The sequence below is a fragment of the Lysobacter defluvii IMMIB APB-9 = DSM 18482 genome (assembly GCF_000423325.1).
Lineage (GTDB): Bacteria > Pseudomonadota > Gammaproteobacteria > Xanthomonadales > Xanthomonadaceae > Novilysobacter > Novilysobacter defluvii.
Genome location: NZ_AUHT01000006.1, coordinates 246,789 through 267,525 on the forward strand (window position 1 = coordinate 246,789; position 20,737 = coordinate 267,525).

At 70.4% G+C, this 20,737-nt stretch carries 15 protein-coding genes and 1 pseudogene; 9 read left to right on the forward strand and 7 right to left on the reverse strand.

Features of this window, described 5'->3' with window-relative positions:
* Positions 1 to 26 precede the first annotated feature (26 nt).
* Positions 27 to 725, reverse strand: a complete 699-nt coding sequence (locus tag G545_RS13705; RefSeq protein WP_052106537.1) for a catalase-related domain-containing protein — start codon at positions 723 to 725, stop codon at positions 27 to 29.
* Positions 726 to 780: 55 nt separating this feature from the next.
* Positions 781 to 999, reverse strand: a pseudogene (locus G545_RS16105) (catalase); the annotation flags it as partial.
* Between the two features lie 13 nt (positions 1,000 to 1,012).
* Here G545_RS16105 and G545_RS14960 point away from each other — a divergent pair.
* From G545_RS14960 to G545_RS0105630, 3 genes are all read left to right on the forward strand, one after another.
* A complete protein-coding gene (locus tag G545_RS14960; protein ID WP_052106538.1) occupies positions 1,013 to 2,515 on the forward strand; it encodes a 2OG-Fe(II) oxygenase in 1,503 nt (500 codons plus the stop codon).
* Positions 2,464 to 3,105, forward strand: a complete 642-nt coding sequence (thpR, locus tag G545_RS13715; RefSeq protein ID WP_081677743.1) for an RNA 2',3'-cyclic phosphodiesterase — start codon at positions 2,464 to 2,466, stop codon at positions 3,103 to 3,105. The genes G545_RS14960 and thpR overlap by 52 nt, the downstream gene beginning before the upstream one ends.
* Positions 3,106 to 3,183: 78 nt before the next feature.
* Positions 3,184 to 5,394 (forward strand): TonB-dependent receptor family protein, encoded by a 2,211-nt coding sequence (locus tag G545_RS0105630; protein WP_161625771.1) that lies wholly within the window; start codon positions 3,184 to 3,186, stop codon positions 5,392 to 5,394.
* Positions 5,395 to 5,439: 45 nt separating this feature from the next.
* Here the strand turns inward: G545_RS0105630 and G545_RS0105635 are convergent, their stop codons facing one another.
* Entirely contained in the window at positions 5,440 to 7,221 is a 1,782-nt protein-coding gene (locus tag G545_RS0105635; RefSeq protein ID WP_036136068.1) for a M14 family zinc carboxypeptidase, read from the reverse strand.
* Between the two features lie 137 nt (positions 7,222 to 7,358).
* Here G545_RS0105635 and G545_RS0105640 point away from each other — a divergent pair, with 137 nt between their 5' ends.
* The 4 genes from G545_RS0105640 (at position 7,359) to G545_RS13720 (ending at position 10,904) form a co-directional block, all read left to right on the forward strand.
* On the forward strand, positions 7,359 to 8,927 hold the full coding sequence (locus G545_RS0105640; RefSeq protein ID WP_027069536.1) for a POT-type proton-dependent oligopeptide transporter: 1,569 nt from the start codon (positions 7,359 to 7,361) through the stop codon (positions 8,925 to 8,927).
* Between the two features lie 3 nt (positions 8,928 to 8,930).
* Positions 8,931 to 9,533: a rhomboid family intramembrane serine protease gene (locus tag G545_RS0105645; RefSeq protein WP_027069537.1), complete on the forward strand. Its 603-nt coding sequence runs from the start codon at positions 8,931 to 8,933 to the stop codon at positions 9,531 to 9,533.
* A 67-nt stretch (positions 9,534 to 9,600) separates the two neighbouring features.
* Positions 9,601 to 9,909: a hypothetical protein gene (locus G545_RS0105650; RefSeq protein ID WP_027069538.1), complete on the forward strand. Its 309-nt coding sequence runs from the start codon at positions 9,601 to 9,603 to the stop codon at positions 9,907 to 9,909.
* Between the two features lie 83 nt (positions 9,910 to 9,992).
* On the forward strand, positions 9,993 to 10,904 hold the full coding sequence (locus tag G545_RS13720; RefSeq protein WP_154656519.1) for an RsiV family protein: 912 nt from the start codon (positions 9,993 to 9,995) through the stop codon (positions 10,902 to 10,904).
* A 138-nt stretch (positions 10,905 to 11,042) separates the two neighbouring features.
* Here G545_RS13720 and G545_RS13725 read toward each other — a convergent pair whose 3' ends face one another.
* The 4 genes from G545_RS13725 to G545_RS0105675 all read right to left on the reverse strand — a co-directional run bounded on the left by G545_RS13725 (position 11,043) and on the right by G545_RS0105675 (position 18,524).
* Complete coding sequence (locus G545_RS13725; protein WP_081677745.1) at positions 11,043 to 13,262, reverse strand: M3 family metallopeptidase; 2,220 nt, start codon at positions 13,260 to 13,262, stop codon at positions 11,043 to 11,045.
* A gap of 203 nt (positions 13,263 to 13,465) precedes the next feature.
* On the reverse strand, positions 13,466 to 15,805 hold the full coding sequence (locus G545_RS0105665) for a Tex family protein (RefSeq protein WP_027069539.1): 2,340 nt from the start codon (positions 15,803 to 15,805) through the stop codon (positions 13,466 to 13,468).
* Between the two features lie 102 nt (positions 15,806 to 15,907).
* The gene (locus G545_RS0105670; protein ID WP_027069540.1) at positions 15,908 to 16,717 is read right to left on the reverse strand and encodes a ferredoxin--NADP reductase; all 810 of its coding nucleotides are present in this window, start codon (positions 16,715 to 16,717) and stop codon (positions 15,908 to 15,910) included.
* Between the two features lie 79 nt (positions 16,718 to 16,796).
* Entirely contained in the window at positions 16,797 to 18,524 is a 1,728-nt protein-coding gene (locus tag G545_RS0105675) for an ABC1 kinase family protein (RefSeq protein ID WP_027069541.1), read from the reverse strand.
* A 97-nt stretch (positions 18,525 to 18,621) separates the two neighbouring features.
* On the opposite strand from G545_RS0105675, the gene G545_RS0105680 reads away from it, so the two are divergent.
* Both G545_RS0105680 and G545_RS0105685 read left to right on the forward strand, forming a co-directional pair.
* Positions 18,622 to 19,176 carry a DUF488 domain-containing protein gene (locus G545_RS0105680; protein ID WP_027069542.1) on the forward strand — a complete coding sequence of 185 codons (555 nt, stop codon included), beginning with the start codon at positions 18,622 to 18,624 and terminating at the stop codon, positions 19,174 to 19,176.
* Positions 19,177 to 19,269: 93 nt separating this feature from the next.
* A complete protein-coding gene (locus G545_RS0105685) occupies positions 19,270 to 20,736 on the forward strand; it encodes a SulP family inorganic anion transporter (RefSeq protein WP_425477183.1) in 1,467 nt (488 codons plus the stop codon).
* The last annotated feature ends 1 nt before the right edge of the window (position 20,737 follow it).

Sequence of the window (20,737 nt, forward strand, 5' to 3'; positions counted from 1 at the left end):
GCGCAGCCGCGGCCGGCGGGGGAGTCCTAGCTCCGCGCCGACGGCAGCGTCCCGCCCAGCACTTCCTCCGCCGTGGCCGGGTGGTTCCTGACCGAACTCGTCCACTGGCCCCAGGCCTCGCCGTCCATCCCGTCGCCGTTCGATCCGAGGCTGCGGAGCCGGCGCTGGTCCTCGTCGGTCAGGACCTGGCCCGGCAGCGGCTCCAGGTGGCGGACGTCGTCGGCCGACATGCCGAGGCGCTCCGCCACGCCCTGGCCGTACGCATCGTGGATCAGGAAGAAGTGCCAGAGCATGCGCTCCTGCACGTCGCGCTCGCACTGGTCCAGCAGGGTGCCCATGTTGTGGACCAGGTCCTCGCGCTCCCAGTCCATCATGGTCATGAAGCGGGCGCGCGCCTGCTGGTAGTCGTTGCGGCGCTCGAGGACGCTGCGGTGAGCTTGCCGCGGATCTCCGGCGTATTGTTCGGCCCCGGGTCCGGTGCCTCGTGCAGGCCGCCGTGGATCGAGGGCTCGTAGTTCACGTGCGAGTTCTGCCCCGGAGCAGTCCAGGCCGTCCACAAGGACGCCGGTGCCCATCGCGATCTGCTCGTTCTCGTTGTGGACATCCTCCACGTTGCGGTTGAGGGTCATCACGCCGACGTGGAGGAGCGGGAAGTCCTTCTCCGGCCAGATCTTGGGGTCGTCGAGCGGGTCCCACTCCAGTTCGGGATGCTCGTGGTCCTCCATCCATGTGCCGGTAGCTGGCCGGGATGCCGCGCGGGCTGAACAGGTGGGTGAGCATGTGCATCGACTCCGGCGTCTGGCTCATGAAGTCGAAGATGCGGTTGGGCTCCTGGCGGAAGGTGACCGGGTCGGGCTTGAGCGAATGTATGACGTCGGGGAACCAGATCGCGTCGCGGATGAAGAAGATCGCCAGGTTGTTGCCGACCACCGGGACGGAGCAGCGCGGGGCCGAATTGCGGGCGCGGCACAAGCGCGTACGATGCACCAGGAACCCCACGCGAGCCCGGCGAATGTCGACAGCCGTTGCCGATCAAGTCCTCGAACAGGCCGTTCGCAGCGGGGACGACGCTGCGCGACTGGAACTGGGCAACCGCTGGCTCAGCCGCCACCGGTACGGGACGCCCGAGCACGAGCGTGGGCTGGAGCTCCTGCTGGCCGCTTCGGAAGGGCCGCTGGCGGTGCAGGCGCACTGGTTCCTCGCCGCGTACTACGTCCAGCTGGCGGTGCGACCCGGGGCAGCGGCCGAGGCCGCGCGCTGGATGTCCCGGGCCGCGGACGCGGGCATGCCGGCCGCAATGGACCGGCTCGCGGAGATGTACCTGGCCGGCCGCGGCGTTGAACCGTCCCCGGCGCGTGCCTTCGAGTTGCATAAGGAACTGGCCGGCCAGGGGCATTCCCGCGCCGCATGGGAGGCCGGTTACCTCCTCGACCATGCCGGGGTGGAACCCGGTGGCCCGGGCGGGGAAGGGGACACCGCCTGCACCTTCTTCGCCCGTGCGAGCGCGCTGGGCGATCCCGCGGGCTATTACTCGCTGGGATTGAGGTTCGCCGCCGGTACCGGGGTTGCGGCCGATCCCGATTTCGGCCGTGCCCTCCTGTCCCGGGCCGCCGACGGCGGCTACCCCGGTGCGGCGGAGGCCGCCGACGAGCTCGTTCCCGGCGCTCCTTCGCCGCGTGCGACGGAGTGGCACCGTCGCCTGAAGTCGAACATGGACAGCGCCCCCCTGGAGGCGCTCGGTCCCGGCCGGGCCGGTGCGGCCCAGCGGCGAGCCGCCACGCTCGCGCTTGAGGCGCACTTCAGCCGGATCGGTCATCCGGCGCTGCGGCTCGACGCGGGTGGGCGGCTCCGGGTCGCTCCCGGCGGGGCACGGCCCGCCGCCCACCAGCCCGGCAACTGGCACTGGCTCTCGCATGCGCCCAGGGTGGCGACCAGTACCGACTTCGCCAGCCGCGAGGAGTGCGACCACCTCATGTCCCGGGTTGCGGGAACCCTGCGCAAGGCCGGGGAGTACCGGCGCGCGGGCCGCGACAACGACGATGCGGAGGCACTCTATTTCAGCGGCAGCGGACAGGCGATCAACGCCATGGCCGCTACTTCGGTGGTGCGGATCGTGGAGCAGCGGATCGCGCGGATGACGGACTGGTCGCCGCGTGCGCTGGAACCGTGCTCGGTCATCCGCTATCTGCCGGGGGAAGAGTACCGGCCGCACGTGGATTTCTTCAGTCCGGACCAGATCGAGCGCGACCGGCGCGAGGGACGGGACTTCGGCGGCCAGCGCATCGCCACGTTCCTGGTCTGCCTGCGCGCTCCGGCGGCCGGAGGGGAGACGGTGTACGACAAGGCCGGACTCAGCGTCGCGGGGCGGCGCGGCCAGGGCGTGCTGCATTACAACGTGGGCCCCGACGGCCAGCCCGACCCGATGTCGCTGCACACGGGCATGCCGGTGCGGGACGGAGAGAAATGGCTGTGGCGTTCGACCCTGCGCGAGCATTACCTCGACGTGCCGCGCTGAACGGGCGCCGGGAAATCCGCTCCGCGGCGAGTCCCCCGCCGGGCCGCCACCGCCTGTTCTTCGCCTTGATGCCGGACGAGGCACTGCGGGAGGCGATGGCACGGATCGCCGCCGACCTTGAGGCGACGCAGCCCGGTGCAGGCCGCCGGATACGGCCCGAGCGCTACCACATGACGCTCCGCTTCCTCGGGGGCTTCGATTCGCTCGCCGCTGGACTGCTGGACACGTTTCGCGCCGCGGCAGGGACGCTGCCCCTGGAGCCGTTCACCTTCCATCTGGACCGGGCCGGGAGTTTCCGCAACCGCTCGATCCCGTGGTGGCTTGGCTGCGCGGACGTGCCGCCTCCGCTGGCGGCGTTGCAGGGTGCGCTGGAGCGTTCGCTCGGCGCCAGCATGCTGCCGCTCGCGCCGGCCCCGGCGTTCGTACCCCACGTCACCGTGGTCCGCGACGCCCGCCGACCGCTGCCGTCGCTGGCGATCGGGCCGCTGGAGTGGAACGCCACGGAGCTGGTGCTGGTCCACAGCGATGCGGCCGCGGGCCACGCCTACGCCCGCCTGGGGAGCTGGGTGCTGAAGCCCGGGATGGAATGAACAGTGCCATCACGCCGGGGCATGCGACCGTCCCCGGGGCCGATAATGGCCGGTCCCCCACAGTTTTCCGGAGACGCCTTGAATCAGCCCCAGCCGGGCCGGATGCCCGATCTCCCCCGATCCCTCCTTCTCCCCCGCCGCGTTCCCCTGGTCCTTGCCCTTGGCGCAGCGCTGGCGTCGCCGCCGCTGCTGGCCGCGCCTGCCGGCCAGTCCGGTCAGGACGCCGCTTCCGCTGACCCGGTCACCCTCGACCACGTCGTGGTGACCGCCACCCGCCAGCCGTCCGACGACCTGGTGGTCCCGGCCGCGGTGGACGTGGTGGACGGGCGCGACGTGCGCCTGGCGCAGCCGCGCATCAACCTGTCCGAGTCGGTGCAGCGCATTCCCGGCGTGGTGGCGCGCGACCGGCAGAACTACGCCCAGGACCAGCAGATCTCGATCCGGGGTTTCGGTGCCCGCGCGACCTTCGGCGTGCGCGGCATCCGCATGTACACCGACGGCATCCCGGCCACGATGCCGGACGGGCAGGGCCAGGTCTCGCACTTCCTGCTGGACGCGGCCGACCGCATCGAGGTCCTGCGCGGGCCGTTCTCCGCCCTGTACGGCAATGCGTCCGGTGGCGTGATCTCGCTGTTCACCGCCGACGCGCCGGTGGATCCGTTCCTGCGCGGCGAGTACGTCACCGGCTCCGATGGCCTGCGCCGCGGCTCGCTCAGCTACCACGCGCCCTGGGGCGCGGACGGAGAGGGCAGCTTCCTGGTCGACCTGGTGGACCTGGACACCGACGGGTACCGCGACCACAGCGCGGCCAGCCGCAGGCAGGGCCAGATGGTGCTCAAGGGCGCGCTGGGGACCGGCGGCCGCTACACCGTGCTCGCCAACTCCATCGATCTGGAGGCGGACGACCCGCAGGGCCTCACCCGGGAGCAGCTTTCGGGCGACCGGCGCGCGGCCAGCGACGGCGCGTGGACCTTCGATACCCGCAAGACGGTGCGCCAGGACCAGGTCGGCCTGAACCTGGAGCAGGCGCTCGGGGGCGGGCACGGGCTTGCCTTCACCGCCTATACCGGCAACCGCGAGACCACCCAGATGCTGTCGATCCCGGTGTTCGTCCAGCAGCGGCCGCTGCATGGCGGCGGGGCGATCGACCTGGACCGCGACTACTTCGGCGGCGACCTGCGCTGGCGCTGGGAAGGGGACTGGCTGGACCGGCCGTTCTCGCTGACGGCTGGCTACTCGCACGAGGTATCGGACGAGCGCCGGCTGGGCTTCGAGAACTTCATCGGCGACCGCGTCGGCGTGATCGGCGCGCTGCGCCGCGACGAGGACAACCAGGTCACCGGGCGCGACGTGTACGTGCAGGCCGACTGGGCACCGGCCGAGCGCTGGCGCGTCAACGTGGGCGCGCGCCACAGCCGCATCGAGTTCGAGTCGCGCGACCGCTTCGTCACCGCCGCCAACCCCGACGACAGCGGCAGCCTCGAGTACTCCAGGACCTCCCCGGTGATCGGCGTGCTGTACCGCGCCACCCCGACGTTGAGCCTCTATGCCAACGCCGGTGCCGGGTTCGAGACCCCGACCTTCGCCGAGCTCGCCTACCGCAGCGACGGCCTGAGCGGCCTCAACTCCAACCTGGACCCGGCGCGCTCGCGCAATGCGGAGGTCGGCCTGCGCGGACGCAACGAGCGCTTCGAGTACTCGGCGGCGCTGTTCCACAGCCGCACCGAGGACGAGATCGTGGTGGCCGCCAACGAGGGCGGGCGCAGCACCTACGCCAATGCCGAGGAATCGCGGCGGCAGGGCGTCGAACTGGCGCTGGCCGGCGAGCTGGCACCGGACTGGCACTTCGCCACCGCCTACACCTACCTGGACGCCGAATACGCCGACGACTTCGCCCTGTGCGGCGCGCCGCCCTGCGCGGTCGACGACCTGATCATCCAGGGCGGCCGCAACATCCCGGGCCTGGCCAAGCACTTCGCCTGGGGGCAACTGCGCTGGAGCCCGTTGGCCGACACCGACGTGATGCTCGAGGGCCGGTTCTCCGACCGCGTGTGGGTCAACGACGACAACACCGAATCGGCCCCGGCCTACGCCAGCTTCGACCTGGCTGCCGAGCGCCGCTTCCGGTGGGCCGGGCTGGAGTGGCGCGGCTTCGCCCGGATCAACAACCTGTTCGACCGCGACGTGATCGGCTCGGTCATCGTCAACGAGGGCAACGGCCGGTACTACGAGCCGGCGCCGGGGCGGAACTGGATGATCGGCCTGTCGGCCGGGTATTCGTTCCGCTGAGCAGTGGGGACCGGGGGCGCGCCAGCGGCACGCCCCCGGCCTTCGTCAACGCGGCGCGCGATCGGTCCGGAACACCGGATACAGGTCCAGCCGGTCGTCCCAGGCGTCGTGGCGCCGGTAGAACCAGTCCAGCCGCGCCTGCGCGCTCGAGGCGAACTCCTCGTCCTCGCGCAGGCGGCGCTCGAACTCGGCCTTCGTCCGCCGGTCGCCCAGCATTTCGCGGGCGACCTGCTCGGCGACGTAGGCCTCCATGTATTCCTTGCGTTCGAAGGCGTTGTTGAACCAGCCCCAGGCGGCCAGGGAATCCGGCGCCTCCGGCTCCAGCAGCGCCATTGCCATGCGCGAGCGGGCCTGCGCGATCGGCACGTACAGGGCGCCCGCGACCAGGTCGTGGGTCTCCGCCTCCCAGTCGCCTTCCAGTTCGATCCTCTGCAGGCCTTCCATTGAGCGCGCGGCCAGGTTCGCCGCGACGGCGCGGAACGCCTGCACCCGCGCGCCCTGCAACGGCTGCTCCAGGCGCCGGTACTGCACGCCGTGCAGGTCCAGCTTCGGTGCCACCCGGTCTGCCTGCTCGGCCGGGACCAGGTAGCCCGCCTTCGGCGCGTCCACCACCAGCGCCGGTGCGATGTCGTCGCACAGCGGCACGTTCCAGACCTCGGGCGTGGCCTCGTCGTAGCGGGTCATGATCCCGCCCGACACCTCGGACGGGGTCCGGGTGTACTCGTAGCCACGGAAGTCGAATCGCCGGCACGCGTCGGTCGCGCCGTAGTCCAGCTCCACCGGGCTGCCGCCGAGCCGCTCCGCGCGCGCATCGGCCTCGCGCGCCAGGCCCATCCAGCGGGCACCGTTGGCGGCCACCAGGTCGAGCACGGCGAGGATGGTGTTGCGGGTGGTCTGGACCCGCTCGGGGTACTCCTTCCACGAGTGCGTCTCCACCAGCATCCCGAAGCGGTTGCGGTAGGGCATGTAACCGTGTGAGAAGCGCGGCGGCGATACCCCGTCCTCGAAGCCCGAGGCCGGGTTGTCGTGCTGCACGAAGGACGGGTAGAACGGCAGCGGCAGCGAGCCGGCCTCCGACAGCGCGGCGATGGTGCCGTCGCGCAGGGCACGCCCGGCCTCGCGCAGCGCCGGATCGCCGCTGTTGACCGGCTCGACCTGGATCGAGATGTCGTGCTCGAACTGCGCGCCGTTGGTCGCGTGCAGGTCAACGTAGACCAGCGGATCCCAGGCCTCCATCAGCCGCAGCATCGCCTGCATCTCCGGCGCCTCGGCCTTCAGGTAGTCGCGGTTGAGGTTGAGGTTCTGGGCGGTGGTGCGCCAGCCCATCTCCTTCGGTCCGCGCTGGTTCGGACGGTTCCAGGCCTTGAAGCGCTCGTGCCCGTCGACGTTGAACACCGGCACGAACACGAACACCTGCATCTGCAGCACGCCCGGCGAGGCCTCTCCCTCCAGCAGCTGGCGCAGGGCGAGGAAGCCCGCGTCCTTGCCGTCGATCTCGCCGGCGTGGATGCCGCCCTGGATCAGCGTGACCGGCAGGCCCCGTTCGCGTGCCTGCTCGGGGGTGAAGGCGCCCGACTGGCTTACCACCAGCGCCTTCATCGGCCGGCCCTGCGGGGTGGTGCCGAAGTCGGTGCAGCGCACCGCGTCGGGGTAGCGCGTGGCGAAGGCCTCGCACAGCTCGATCACCTCCGGGTAGCGGCCGGTCTCGAGGAAGCCGCTGCGCTCGGCGTGGGTGGTGAGCGGGGCCTGGGCGCGGGCGGCACCCGGCAGCGCGGCGGCGATCGCCAGGCAGAGGAGGGCGGGGGCGGCGAGGCGGGAAAGGGTCATCCGGATCCTGTCCATGAACATGGGAGCCGGCGATGGTACCGGCCGTGCCGCGCCCGGGCACAAGAGCCGGTGGTCACGTACGGGCGCAGGCGGGCTTCCGGTACTCTTGGGCGCTTTCGCCCCGGAACCGGACCACGATGTCGTCGACTCCCGCCGCGCCCGCCCGCACGGGCCGCTTCCCGCGCCAGATCCCCTACATCATCGGCAACGAGGGCTGCGAGCGCTTCAGCTTCTACGGGATGCGCAACATCCTGGTGCAGTTCCTGATCACCTCCACGCTGCTCCAGCACATCCTGGACGCGGGGGAGCGGGAGCTGGCCGCGAAGGACCTGATGCACTCCTTCATGATCGGGGTGTACTTCTTCCCGCTGCTGGGTGGCTACCTGGCCGACCGCTTCTTCGGCAAGTACAACACCATCCTGTGGTTCAGCCTGGTCTACTGCGCCGGCCATGCCTGCCTGGCGCTGTTCGAGGACAACCGCACCGGCTTCTTCACCGGCCTGGGGCTGATCGCGCTGGGCGCGGGCGGCATCAAGCCGCTGGTGGCCTCGTTCGTGGGCGACCAGTTCGACCAGTCCAACAAGCACCTGGCCAAGGTGGTGTTCGACGGCTTCTACTGGATCATCAACTTCGGCTCGCTGTTCGCCTCGCTGCTGATGCCGCTGTTCCTGAAAAACTTCGGGCCCAGCGTGGCGTTCGGCATCCCGGGGCTGCTGATGTTCATCGCCACCTTCGTGTTCTGGCTGGGCCGCAAGCACTACGTGATGGTGCCGCCGGCGACTACCGCCGATCCGAATTCCTTCTCCAACGTGATCCGCACCGCGCTGATGCGCGAGGTGCCCGGCAAGGGGCGCCCGGGCCTGTGGGTGGCGATCGCCGGACTGGTGCTGGCGGCGGCCTCGACCGCGCTGATCCCGTCGCTGGGCTTCGTGATCGCCTTCTGCGTGGCGCTGGTGGCGCTGCTGGCGGGCATCGGTGGCGGAGCGTGGATCCAGCTCGACCGCGCCCGCGGCGTGCACCCGCCGGAGGCGGTCGACGGCGTGCGTAACGTGCTGCGGGTGCTGGTGATCTTCGCCCTGACCACGCCGTTCTACTCGCTGTTCGACCAGAAGGCCTCGACCTGGGTGATCCAGGGCACGGCCATGACCAAGCCGGACTGGTTCGTGGCCTCGCAGATGCAGGCGCTGAATCCGGCGCTGGTGATGATCCTGATCCCGTTCAACAACTTGGTGCTGTACCCGGCGCTCAAGCGCTTCGGGTGGGAGCCGACGGCGCTGCGCCGGATGACCGCGGGCATCGCCTTCAGCGGCCTGGCCTGGATCGTGGTGGGCGGCATCCAGGTGGCGATGGACACCGGCAACGCGATGTCGATTGTCTGGCAGGTGCTGCCCTACGCGCTGCTGACCTTCGGCGAGGTGCTGGTCTCGGCCACCGGGCTGGAGTTCGCCTACAGCCAGGCGCCGCAGGCGATGAAGGGCGTGGTGATGAGCTTCTGGAACCTGACCACCACCATCGGCAACCTGTGGGTGCTGCTGGCCAACGCGGCGGTGCGCAACGACGCGGTCACGGGGAGCATCGCCACGACCGGGCTGAGTACCGCGGCCTTCCAGATGTTCTTCTTCGCCGCGTTCGCGCTGGTGGCGGCGCTGGTGTTCGGCCTGTACGCGCGGCGCTACCGCATGGCCGACAACTACCGGGAGGCCTGAGCCATGATCACCCTGGTCCTGATCGCGATCACCGTGCTGGTTTCCTGGCAGGCCTGGCAGCGCCCGCGCCTGCTGGACCGGCTGATGCTGTGGCCGCCGGCGATCGACCGCCAGCGCCAGTACGACCGGCTGGTGACGCACGGCTTCGTCCACGCCGACTGGCAGCACCTGCTGTTCAACATGATCACGCTGTTCTTCTTCGGGCGCTTCGCCGAGCAGCTGGTCACGCAGATGATCGGCCCGGTCGGGTTCGTGCTGTTCTACCTGTCGGCGATCGTGATCGCGATCCTGCCCAGCTACCTGCGCCACCGGCACGACGCCCGCTACCGCAGCCTGGGTGCCTCCGGGGCGGTGTCGGCGGTGCTGTTCGCCTTCATCCTGTTCAACCCGTGGGGGCTGATCTTCGTGTTCTTCCTGCCGGTGCCGGCGATCCTGTACGGGGTGTTCTACGTCGGCTACTCGTTCTGGATGGACCGCCAGGGCACCGACAACGTCAACCACAGCGCGCACCTGTCGGGCGCGATCTACGGTGTCCTGTTCATGCTGCTGATGGAGCCGCGGATCGCCGGGCACTTCCTGTCGGCGCTGATGAATCCTTCGTTCTAGTCGCGCTCACCGTGCTCTTATGGGCGCGGTGCTATCGATGGGGCCAAACCCACCAGTGGAGGCTCCCATGGGCAGCCAGGACGAAAACCGCAACGACGAGCAACCCGCCAACGAGCAGCAGGACAGCCGGGATCGGCAGTCGATCACCCCCGAGCAGGCGATGGAGAACACCCGCGAGCTGCTGGAGCGCAAGAACGAGGCCGCGCAGCAGCAGGCGAGCCAGGACCAGCCGGGGTCGGACGCGGGCCGCTACCAGGATGAACAGGCCCGTTTGAAGGCGCAGGAGCTGCACCACGGCGAGATGCGCCTGCAGGCAAACCAGGGCAGCATCAGCACCCGCGACCGCCACAACCAGGGACGCCGCGACAGCCGCTGATGCTTTGCCGTGACGGGTGGCTCGCCTGCATCCGTGCGTCACGCCCGCATCGATACGTTCCTCCCCACAGGAGGGACCGATTGATGAGCGCAACGACTTCGACCCGTGCGGCAGGCGCGGTGGCACTGGCCCTGGCGGTCGCACTCGCGGGCTGCGGGCGCGAGGAGGCGGCGCCGGCGCCGGAGGCCAACGCGGCGACGGCCGACGCCCGGCAGGCGCCTCCCGACCCGGAGCCGGCCGAGCCGGTAAAGCTCGAGGACGTCAGCGAGATCACGTCCACCTACGTCATCGGCATCAGCTACGCACCATCGGCGGAGCAGTATCCCGGGCTGGCCGCGGCGATGGCGGAGTACGCCGAGGAGGCCCGCCAGGAGCTGATGGAAGCGGTGGAGGCACGCAGCGCCAGGAGCGGGGTGGATCCCTCCGAGGCCATGTACGACCTTTCGCTGGCGTTCTCGGAGGTGCTGGTGACCCCGAACGTGGTCGCCTACGCCGCCGACGGCAGCACCTACACCGGTGGCGCGCACAGCATCCCCCTGGTCGCGCGGTTCGTCTGGCTGCCGCCCCAGCGGCGGATGCTGACGGCCGAGCGGCTGGTGCCGGAGCCGGAAGGATGGGGGCCGATCGCGGAGTACGTGCGCGAGCGCCTGTCCGAGCAGCTGGGCGAACGTCTTGCGGATGCCGACGCCGACCCGGTCGACCGGGACGGCCAGCAGCGCACCGGCCGGGAGATGATCGAGCAGGGCACCTCGGGGGGCGCGGAGGATTTCGCCGCGTTCGAGCCGCTCGCCGGTGAGCGCGGCCGGCTGTCCGGGCTGCGCTTCGTGTTCCCGCCGTACCAGGTCGCGCCCTATTCGGAGGGCATGCAGGCGGTCGAGGTGCCGGCGCCGGTGCTGCTGCCCAGCGTCGCGCCGGAACTGCAGGTGCTGTTCGAGGGTGGCGAGGGTGCGGATGCGGCGGGGGTGTCGGGGGCTGTTGCTGCGGAGAGTAGTTGAGGGGCGCGGAGGGCCCTCATCCGCCCTTCGGGCACCTTCTCCCGCGAGCGGGAGAAGGGAGAAGGAGCGGGGGAAGGGAAGAAAAAGAAAGGCCGCCCGGATTGCTCCGGGCGGCCTTGTCACTTGCAGGCTGCGGGATCAGCCCTGCGGCGGGGTGGCTTCCTGGCCGCCGGGGACCGCGCTGTCGTCGGACACCGGGGCGTCGAGGCCGCGGCGCACCAGCAGTGCGTTGATGTCCGGCTCCTGCCCGGTGAAGTCGCGGAACAGCTCCATCGCGTCCTTGCTGCCGCCCTGCGACAGCAGGGTCTGGCGGAAGCGGTCGCCGTTGGCGCGGGTCAGGCCGCCGTTCTCCTTGATCCACTCCACCGTGGTCGCGTCCAGCACCTCCGACCAGATGTAGGCGTAGTAGCCGGCCGCGTAGCCACCCATGATGTGGCTGAAGTAGGTGGTGCGGTAGCGGGGCAGGACGGCGTGGTAATCGAAGCCGTCGGCCTTCAGCGCGGCGGCCTCGAAGTCGAGGATCTCGTCGGCCGACGGGATCTCCTCGCCGTTCACGCGGTGCAGGCGCTGGTCGAGCATGGCCGCGGCCAGGTACTCGGTGGTCGCGAAGCCCTGGTTGAACTTCGAGGTCTCGATGACCTTGTCCAGCAGCTCCTGCGGCATCGGCTCGCCGGTCTCGTGGTGCTTGGCGTAGTTGGCCAGCACCTCCGGCCAGTCGGCCCACATCTCGTGCACCTGCGACGGGAACTCGACGAAGTCGCGCGGGACGCTGGTGCCGCTGAAGTACGGGTACTCCACGTCCGAGAACATGCCGTGCACCGCATGGCCGAACTCGTGGAAGGTGGTGGTCACCTCGTCCCAGGTCAGCAGGGTCGGGCCGCTGGTGGGCTTGGTGATGTTGAGGTGGTTGGCCACGACCGGCAGGTCACCGGTCAGCCCGGACTGCGAGACGTAGGAGTTCATCCACGCACCGCCGCGCTTGGACGGGCGGGCGTACGGGTCGAACAGGAAGATCGCCAGCTGCTCGCCGTCGGCGTCGAACACGTCGTACACCATCACGTCCGGGTTGTAGACCGGCAGGTCGGTGCGGCGCTTGAAGTCCAGGCCGTAGAACTTGTTCATGGCGTAGAACACGCCATCCTCGAGCACGCTGGTCATCTCGAAGTACGGACGCAGCTGGCCCTCGTCGAAGTTGTACTGGTCGGCGCGGACCTTCTCGGTGTAGTAGGCCCAGTCCCAGGGCTGCAGCTCGAAGCTCGGCTCGCCCTTGGCGGCCTGCTCGCGGTCGATCATGGCCTGCAGCGCCTCGCCCTCGCGGCGGGCGTTGGCCACGGCGGCCGGGGCCAGCTGGTCGAGCATGGCGCTCACGGCCTCCGGGGTGCCGGCGGTCTCGTCGGCCAGCACGTAGGCGGCGTAGGTGTCGTAGCCGAGCATGCGGGCCTTCTCGTCGCGCAGCTTCAGCACGTTGGAGACGATCTCGCGGTTGTCGTACTCGTTGCCGCGGGCGCCACGGGTGATCGAGGCCTTGTAGATGCGCTCGCGCAGGTCCCGGTTCTCCAGCTGCGCCAGCGGCGGCTGGCCGGTGGTGTTGAGCAGGGTGATCAGGAACTTGCCGTCCTCGCCACGATCGGCGGCGGCCTTGGCGGCGGCCTCGATCTGCTCGTCGGTCAGGCCGGCCAGCTCCTCGCGGGTGTCGACCAGGACCGCCGAATCGTTCACCTCGGCCAGCACGTTCTGGCTGAACTGGGTGCCCAGCTTCGCCAGCTCGCCGTTGATCTCCTTCAGGCGCGCCTTCTGGGTCTCGTCGAGCTCGGCGCCGGCGCGCACGAAGTCGGTGTGGTAGCGCTCGATCAGGCGGACCGCCTCGGCGTCCAGGCCCAGGTCGTTGCGCTGCTCGTACAGCGACTTGATGCGGGCGAACAGGTCCGGGTTGAGGCTGATCGCGTCGCGGTGCGCCGACAGCTTGGGCGCGTACTCGGCCTGGATCGCCTTCTTCTCGTCGTTGTTCTCGACGCCGGCCAGGTTGAAGAACACGCGCGAGGTGCGGCTCAGGATCTCGCCGGACTTCTCCAGCGGGAGGATGGTGTTCTCGAAGGTCGCCGGCTCGTCGTTGCTGGCGATCGCCTCGATCTCGGCCAGGTGCTCTTCCATGCCGCGATCGAAGGCCGGCCCGAAGTGGCTGTCCTGGATCTTGTCGAAGTGCGGGTAGTGCAGCGGCAGGGTGCTTTCGGCGAACAGCGGGTTGGCTTCGTTCACGTTCTGGGTCTGCGCGGCGTCGTCCTGCGCGTCAGCGGAGCAGCCGACGACCAGGGTGCCGGACAGGGCAATGGCAAGGGCCAGTGCGAGAGGATGCTTCATGCGGTTGTCCCGTCTTGGTGAAAACCACCTGATCGTAACGGAACGGGCGCCGCGCCACCCATGACGAAAGGCACCCGCGGCCCAGCGGCCCGATTGGGCACGGCCCGCGCAATTCCCTTCTCCCCGCACTACCCCCTCTCCCGCTTGCGGGAGAGGGTTGGGGTGAGGGCTGCTTTAGCTTTTGCGGGATCCGGGAGCGGCCTTCATCCGCCCTTCGCCCGAGCAAACGCCGCCGCCAACGCATTGTTCGCCGGAGGCGCCACCGGCTTCGCCCCGCTCGCGCCACCGCGCCCGCGGTTCCCCGGGCGCGCACCGCCACGCCCCTCGGCCGCGGCCGGGCGTTGCTGGCCCGGTTCATCCTCCAGCCGCCGCGTCAGCGCGATCCGCTTCCTGGCCACGTCCACCTCCAGCACCTTCACCTTCACCACGTCGCCGGCCTTGACCACCTCGCGCGGGTCCTTCACGTAGCGGTCGGCGAGGGCGGAGATGTGGACCAGGCCGTCCTGGTGCACGCCGATGTCGACGAAGGCGCCGAACGCCGCCACGTTGCTGACGACGCCCTCCAGCACCATCCCGGGGCGCAGGTCCCGGATGTCCTCGACGCCCTCGGCGAATCGGGCGGCCTTGAACTCGGGGCGCGGGTCGCGGCCGGGCTTCTCCAGCTCGCGCAGGATGTCGCGGACGGTGGGCACGCCGAAGCTGTCGTCGGTGAAGTCTTCCGGGCGCAGCCCGCGCAGGTAGTTGCCGTCGCCGATGATTGCGGACACCGGGCGGCCGCTGGCCTTTACGATGCGCTCGACCACCGGGTAAGCCTCCGGGTGAACGGCGGAGGCATCCAGCGGCTGCTCGCCGTCGCGGACGCGCAGGAAGCCGGCGCACTGCTCGAACGTACGTGCGCCCAGGCGCGGCACTTCCATCAGCGCCTTTCGGCTGCGGAACGGGCCGTTCGCGTCGCGGTGCACGACGATGTTCGTCGCCACCGTGGAGGAGAGCCCCGCGACCCGGGAGAGCAGGGCGGCGGAGGCGGTGTTCACGTCGACGCCAACCGCGTTCACGCAGTCCTCCACGCGGGCGTCCAGGGTCCGCGCCAGCCGGACCTGGTCGACGTCGTGCTGGTACTGGCCCACGCCGATCGCCTTGGGCTCGATCTTGACCAGCTCCGCCAGCGGGTCCTGCAGCCGTCGCGCGATCGAAACCGCGCCGCGCAGCGACACGTCCAGGTCCGGGAACTCGCGCGCGGCGGTCTCCGAGGCCGAGTACACCGACGCGCCGGCCTCGCTGACCACGATCTTCTGCATGCCCAGTTCCGGCGCCAGCTTGAGCAGGTCGGCGGCGAGGCGGTCGGTCTCGCGGCTGGCGGTGCCGTTGCCGATGGCGACCAGCTGCACCCGGTGCTGCCGGCACAGGCGCGCCAGGACCTGCAGCGACTGGTCCCATTGCCGGCGCGGCTCGTGCGGGTAGATGGTGTCGGTGGCGACCAGCTTGCCGGTCGCATCGACCACAGCCACCTTGCAGCCGGTGCGGATCCCCGGATCGATGCCGAGCACCGCCTTGGGGCCCGCCGGGGCGGCCAGCAGCAGGTCCTTGAGGTTGTCGCCGAAGACCTCGATCGCCTCCGCCTCGGCCTTTTCGCGCGCCTGGTTGAACAGGTCGAGCATCAGGTGCAGGTGGAGGCGCGCCTTCCAGGCCAGGCGGCAGGCGGTGAGCAGCCAGGCGTCGGCGGGACGGCCCCGGTCGGCGATGCCGACGTGGGCGGCGACGCGCCCGGCGCCCTGTGCATGGCCGGCCTCGGCATCGCTGCCCGGGTCCAGGTCCAGCGCCAGCACCTCCTCGCGGCGGCCGCGGAGCAGGGCGAGCATGCGGTGGGACGGGATCTTCGACAGCGGTTCGGCGTGGTCGAAGTAGTCGCGGTACTTGGCGCCCTCGTCCTCCTTGCCCTCGACGACGCGCGCGCGGATCAGGCCGACTTCGGTGAGCCACTCGCGCAGGCTGCCGACCAGGGCCGCGTCCTCGCCCCAGCGCTCGATCAGGATCGCGCGGGCGCCCTCCAGCGCGGCCTTCGCGTCGGCCACGCCCCTGTCGGCGTCGACGAAGCCGGCGGCGAACTCCTCGGGCACCCGCCCCGGGTCGGCCAGCAGCCCGTCGGCCAGCGGCTCCAGCCCGGCCTCGCGGGCGATCTGGGCCCGGGTGCGGCGCTTGGGCTTGTAGGGCAGGTAGAGGTCTTCCAGCCGCGACTTGCTGTCGGCGGCCTCGATGTCGGCGCGCAGCTCGTCGCTCAGCTTGCCCTGCTCGTCGATGCTGGCCAGGATCGACGCGCGCCGGTCCTCCAGCTCGCGCAGGTAGGCCAGCCGGGTCTCCAGGTTGCGCAGCTGGGTGTCATCCAGCCCGCCGGTGACTTCCTTGCGGTAGCGTGCGATGAAGGGAACGGTCGCGCCTTCGTCCAGCAGGGCGATGGCGGCGGTGGCCTGCGCGGGCTGGGCGCCGATCTCCTCTGCAATGGTGCGGGCGATCCGGGCGGCGAGCGTACGGCTGGGGTCTGGCATGGCGGGGCGCGGTTCAACGGGAAGCGCGATTCTGGCCCCCGGCTGCCGGCGCGTCACGGGTTGACAGGCACCCCGAAGCAGGCATGCGCGCCTGCCGGCGCGCTACTTCTCGACGAATGCCCGCTCGAACACGTAGGTCCCCAGGCTGCCGATCCGCGGCGAGGCCTGGAAGCCGCGCCCGTCCAGCAGGGTGCGGAAGTCGGCCAGCATCGCCGGGCTGCCGCAGATCATCGCGCGGTCGTGCTCGGCATCCAGCGGCTCGATGCCCAGGTTCTGCATCATCACCCCGCTGGCCATGGCGTCGGTCAGCCGGCCGCGGTGGTCGCGACCCTCGTGGGTGAAGGGCTCGCGGGTGACGGCGGGGTAGTACAGCAGCTTGTCGCCGATCAGTTCGCCGAGGAACTCGTGCTGCTTCAGGTCGTGGTTGATGTGCTGCTGGTAGGCCAGGTCGGCGATGTGGCGGACGCCGTGGCACACGATCACCCGCTCGAAGCGCTCGTAGGTTTCCGGGTCCTTGATGATCGACAGCCATGGCGCCAGGCCGGTGCCGGTGCCGAGCAGGTACAAGTTGCGGCCGGGGTGCAGGTCGGAGATCAGCAGGGTGCCGGTGGGCTTGCGGCCGACCAGGATCTTGTCACCAGGCTTGACGTGCTGCAGCCGCGAGGTCAGCGGGCCGTCCTGCACCTTGATCGAGAAGAACTCCAGCTCCTCCTCCCAGTTCGCGCTGGCGACCGAGTAGGCGCGCATCAGCGGCTTCACCCGGCCGTCGGGCTGCTCGACTTCCAGGCCGATCATGACGAACTGGCCGTTGTCGAACCGGAAGCCCGGGTCGCGCGTCGTGGTGAAGCTGAAGTAGGCGTCCGTCCAGTGGTGGACGTCCAGCACGGTCTCGGTGCCGAAGGGGGAGGACATACACGGGAATCTGCAGCGGTGTCAGCCGCCCATTCTAGCCGATCGGCCTGGTCCGACCGGCCGTCAGGGCCGCATCGGTTCAGCGTGGCGCGCGCTGTTCCCGCGGGCGGGCACGGCGGTCCCGTACCAGCGCGCTGACCACGACGTACAGGCCCAGGCCGGCGCCGATCAGGAACAGCACCAGCGCGATCGCCGGGTACCCGAACAGCGTCGGCCCGCTGCCGGGCCCTCCGCGCATCACCAGCGCCGAGGCCAGGATCAGCGCGGCGATGACCACGCCGGTGGTGATCCGGTTGGCGATCTTCTGCAGCGCCTCCAGCAACTGCGAATCGTCCAGGCCGGCGACCCGGACCTGCATCCGGTTGTCGCCCAGCAGCGAGAGGATGTTGGTCAGCTGGCGCGGGGCTTCGCGGACCAGCTCCTGCACCTCGATCATCTCCCCGGCCAGCGCGGCCGCCGAGAAGGTCCGGCGCATGCGCTGGCGCATCACGCTCTCCAGGTGGTCGCGGACCACGCTCTTGACGTCCATGTCCGGGTCGAGCGCGGTGGAGACCGCCTCCAGGTTCAGCAGGGTCTTGCCCAGCAGGCTCAGCTCCGGGGGCGTGCGCAGGCCGCAGGCGGTGGCGATGCGGGTCAGGTCCAGCACCAGCCGGCCCTCCGACAGCGGGTGTCCGCCGCCCGGGGTCGACTGGCGCGCGGCGTAGCGGGCGACCAGTTGCCCGATCTCGCGCAGGTAGCGCTCCTCGTCGAAGTCGCTCAGGCGCGTGCCCATGGCGATGCCTTCGCCGGCGACGTCCTCGCCGCGGCCATCGACGGCGGCGAACAGCAGCTTGAGCAGGTGGTCGCGCTGGCGCGGCGGGATGTGCGCCACCATGCCCAGGTCGAAGATCGCCAGCCGGTTGTCCGGGGTCAGCAGCAGGTTGCCCGGGTGCGGGTCGGCGTGGATCTCGCCGTGCACGAAGGCCTGGTCCAGGTACCCGCGCATGAGCGCTTCGGCGACGCCGCCCAGCGAGCACTCCGTCCGCCGCAGGCCGGTGATCGAGGTGACCTTGGTGCCGGTCACCAGCTCCATGGTCAGCACGCGGCCGGTGGACAGGTCGCGCATCGGGGCGGGGACCACCAGCTCCGGATAGGCGCGCAGGTGCTCGGCGAATCGGGACAGGTTGTCCGCCTCGGCGCGGTAGTCGAGCTCGGCCAGCAGCGTGCGCCGGAACTCGTGGATCCAGTCGGTGAAGCGCATCCGCTGTCCGACCCGGGTGTTGTGGTCGACCCGGCGGGCGATCGCGGCGAGCGCGTCCAGGTCGCCGCGGATCCGCTCGAGCGCCTCGGGCCGCTGGACCTTGACCGCCACCTCGCGCCCGTCGCGAAGGACGGCGCGATGGACCTGGGCGAGCGAGGCGCAGCCGAGCGGGGCATCGTCGAATTCGGTGAACACCTTGGCCAGCCGAACGCCGAGCTCTTCCTCCACCAGCCCGCGCACCACCGCCGGGTCGATCGGGGCGACGTCGTCCTGCATCCGCTCCAGCGCGGCCAGGTAGTCGGGCGGCACCATGTCCGGGCGCGTCGACAGCGCCTGGCCGATCTTCACGAATGTGGGGCCCAGTTCCTCCAGGTCGTTGACGAACTGCTCGGGCCGGGTGTCCCGGTTCGCCGGATGGTCGGCGTGCTCGTGCAGGTCGTCCAGGTACAGCCCCTCGAACACGCCCGCCTTCCGGTACTTGAACAGGAAGCCCAGGATCCGCGCGGTGCGCATCGCGCCGCCGTCGTGGTGCGCCTCGTCGCGCCGGGCGGCGCCGGTGTGTTCCATCGGATTCTCCAGCGTGGGGAAGGGCCACGGTGCTGGGCGGGAGCCTATCCGGGCCCGCGTCAAGGTGGCTTCACCCACGCGGCGCCAGCATGGGGGCATGGAGGACGACAAGCCGACCATCTGGACCATCGGCCACTCGACCCGCGAGTGGGAGGTGTTCGTTGCGATGCTCGCCGACGCGGGGATCGAGGCGCTGGTGGACGTGCGGCGCTTCGCCGGCTCGCGCCGCAATCCGCAGTTTTCCGGCGAGGCCATGGCGCACGCGCTGCCCGGGGCCGGGATCGACTACCGGCCGGTGCCCGACCTGGGCGGCCGCCGCCGGCCCGCGCCTGACAGCCCCAACGACGCCTGGCGCAACGACAGCTTCCGCGGCTACGCCGATTACATGATGACCCCGCAGTGGCAGGCCGCCCGCGACGGCCTGGCCGCGCTGGCCACCCGCAGGCGCGTGGCGATGATGTGCGCCGAGGCGCTGTGGTGGCAGTGCCACCGGAGCTTGATCTCCGACGACCTCAAGGCGCGCGGCTGGCAGGTGCTGCACCTGGCCGCGCCCGGGCGCGTGGAGGAGCACCCCTACACGTCGGCGGCGCGGATCGTGGATGGCCGGCTGGATTATTCGGCGCCCGAACCGCCCCAGAAGCCGCTGTTCTGAGGGCCGGCCGGTAAACTGGCGGGCTTTCCCGACCCCACCGGTAGCCTGCGCCATGCGCGGGCAGGAGCCGTATCCGTGTTCGATTTGCAGAAGCTGCGCCAGCAATGGTTCGGCAACGTCCGTGGCGATGTCCTTTCGGGCCTGGTGGTCGCGCTGGCGCTGATCCCGGAGGCGATCGCGTTCTCGATCATCGCCGGCGTCGATCCCAAGGTCGGGCTGTATGCCTCCTTCTCCATCGCGGTGGTGATCGCCTTCGCCGGCGGGCGGCCGGCGATGATCTCCGCGGCCACCGGCGCAATGGCGCTGCTGATGGTCGACCTGGTCCGTGACCACGGCCTGCAGTACCTGCTGGTGGCGACGGTGCTGACCGGTGTCCTGCAGATCGCCGCCGGGCTGGCGAAACTGCCGGCGCTGATGCGCTTCGTCTCGCGCTCGGTGATCACCGGCTTCGTCAACGCCCTGGCGATCCTGATCTTCATGGCCCAGCTCCCCGAGCTGATCGACGTACCCTGGGCCGTGTACCCGATGGTCGCCGCGGGACTGGCGATCATCTACCTGCTGCCGCGGGTGACCCGCGCGGTCCCCTCGCCGCTGGTCGCGATCGTCGTGCTGACCATCGTCTCGCTGCTGCTCAAGCTGGACATCAACACCGTCGGCGACATGGGCGAGCTGCCCGACAGCCTGCCGGTGTTCCTGCTGCCGGACGTGCCGCTGAACCTGGAGACGCTGATGATCGTGCTGCCGGTCTCGGTGACCCTGGCGATCGTCGGCCTGCTGGAGTCGATGCTGACCGCCCAGATCGTCGACGACCTGACCGACACCCCCAGCGACAAGAACCAGGAGGCGAAGGGGCAGGGCATCGCCAACGTCGCCACCGGCTTCCTCGGCGGCATGGCCGGCTGCGCGATGATCGGGCAGTCGGTGATCAACGTGAAGTCCGGCGGGCGCGGGCGCCTTTCCACGCTGGTCGCGGGCGTGGTGCTGCTGATCCTGGTGGTGTTCGCCGGCCCCTGGGTGGCCCGGATCCCGATGGCGGCGCTGGTCGCGGTGATGGTGATGGTCTCCATCGGCACCTTCAGCTGGTCGTCGATCCGCGACCTGCGCGAGCACCCGCCGACCTCGAGCATCGTGATGGTCGCCACCGTGGTGGTGACCGTGGCCACGCACGACCTGGCCAAGGGCGTGCTGACCGGCGTGCTGCTGTCGGCGCTGTTCTTCGCGCGCAAGGTGGGCCAGGTGCTGCACGTGGACACCGCGCCGATCGACGGCGGGCGCGGGCGCAGCTACGAGGTCACCGGGCAGGTCTTCTTCGCCTCGGCGCAGGACTTCATCTCCCGCTTCCACTTCCGCGAGGCGGTGGAGCGGGTGCGCATCGACGTGTCGAACGCGCACTTCTGGGATTTGACCGCCGTTGGCGCGCTGGACAAGGTTGTGCTGAAGTTCCGGCGAGAGGGAACACAGGTCGAGGTGGTCGGGATGGACGAAGCGAGCGCCACCCTGGTCAGCCGGCTTGGCGTCCACGACAAGCCCGGGGCCGAGCGCCTGATGGGCGACCACTGAG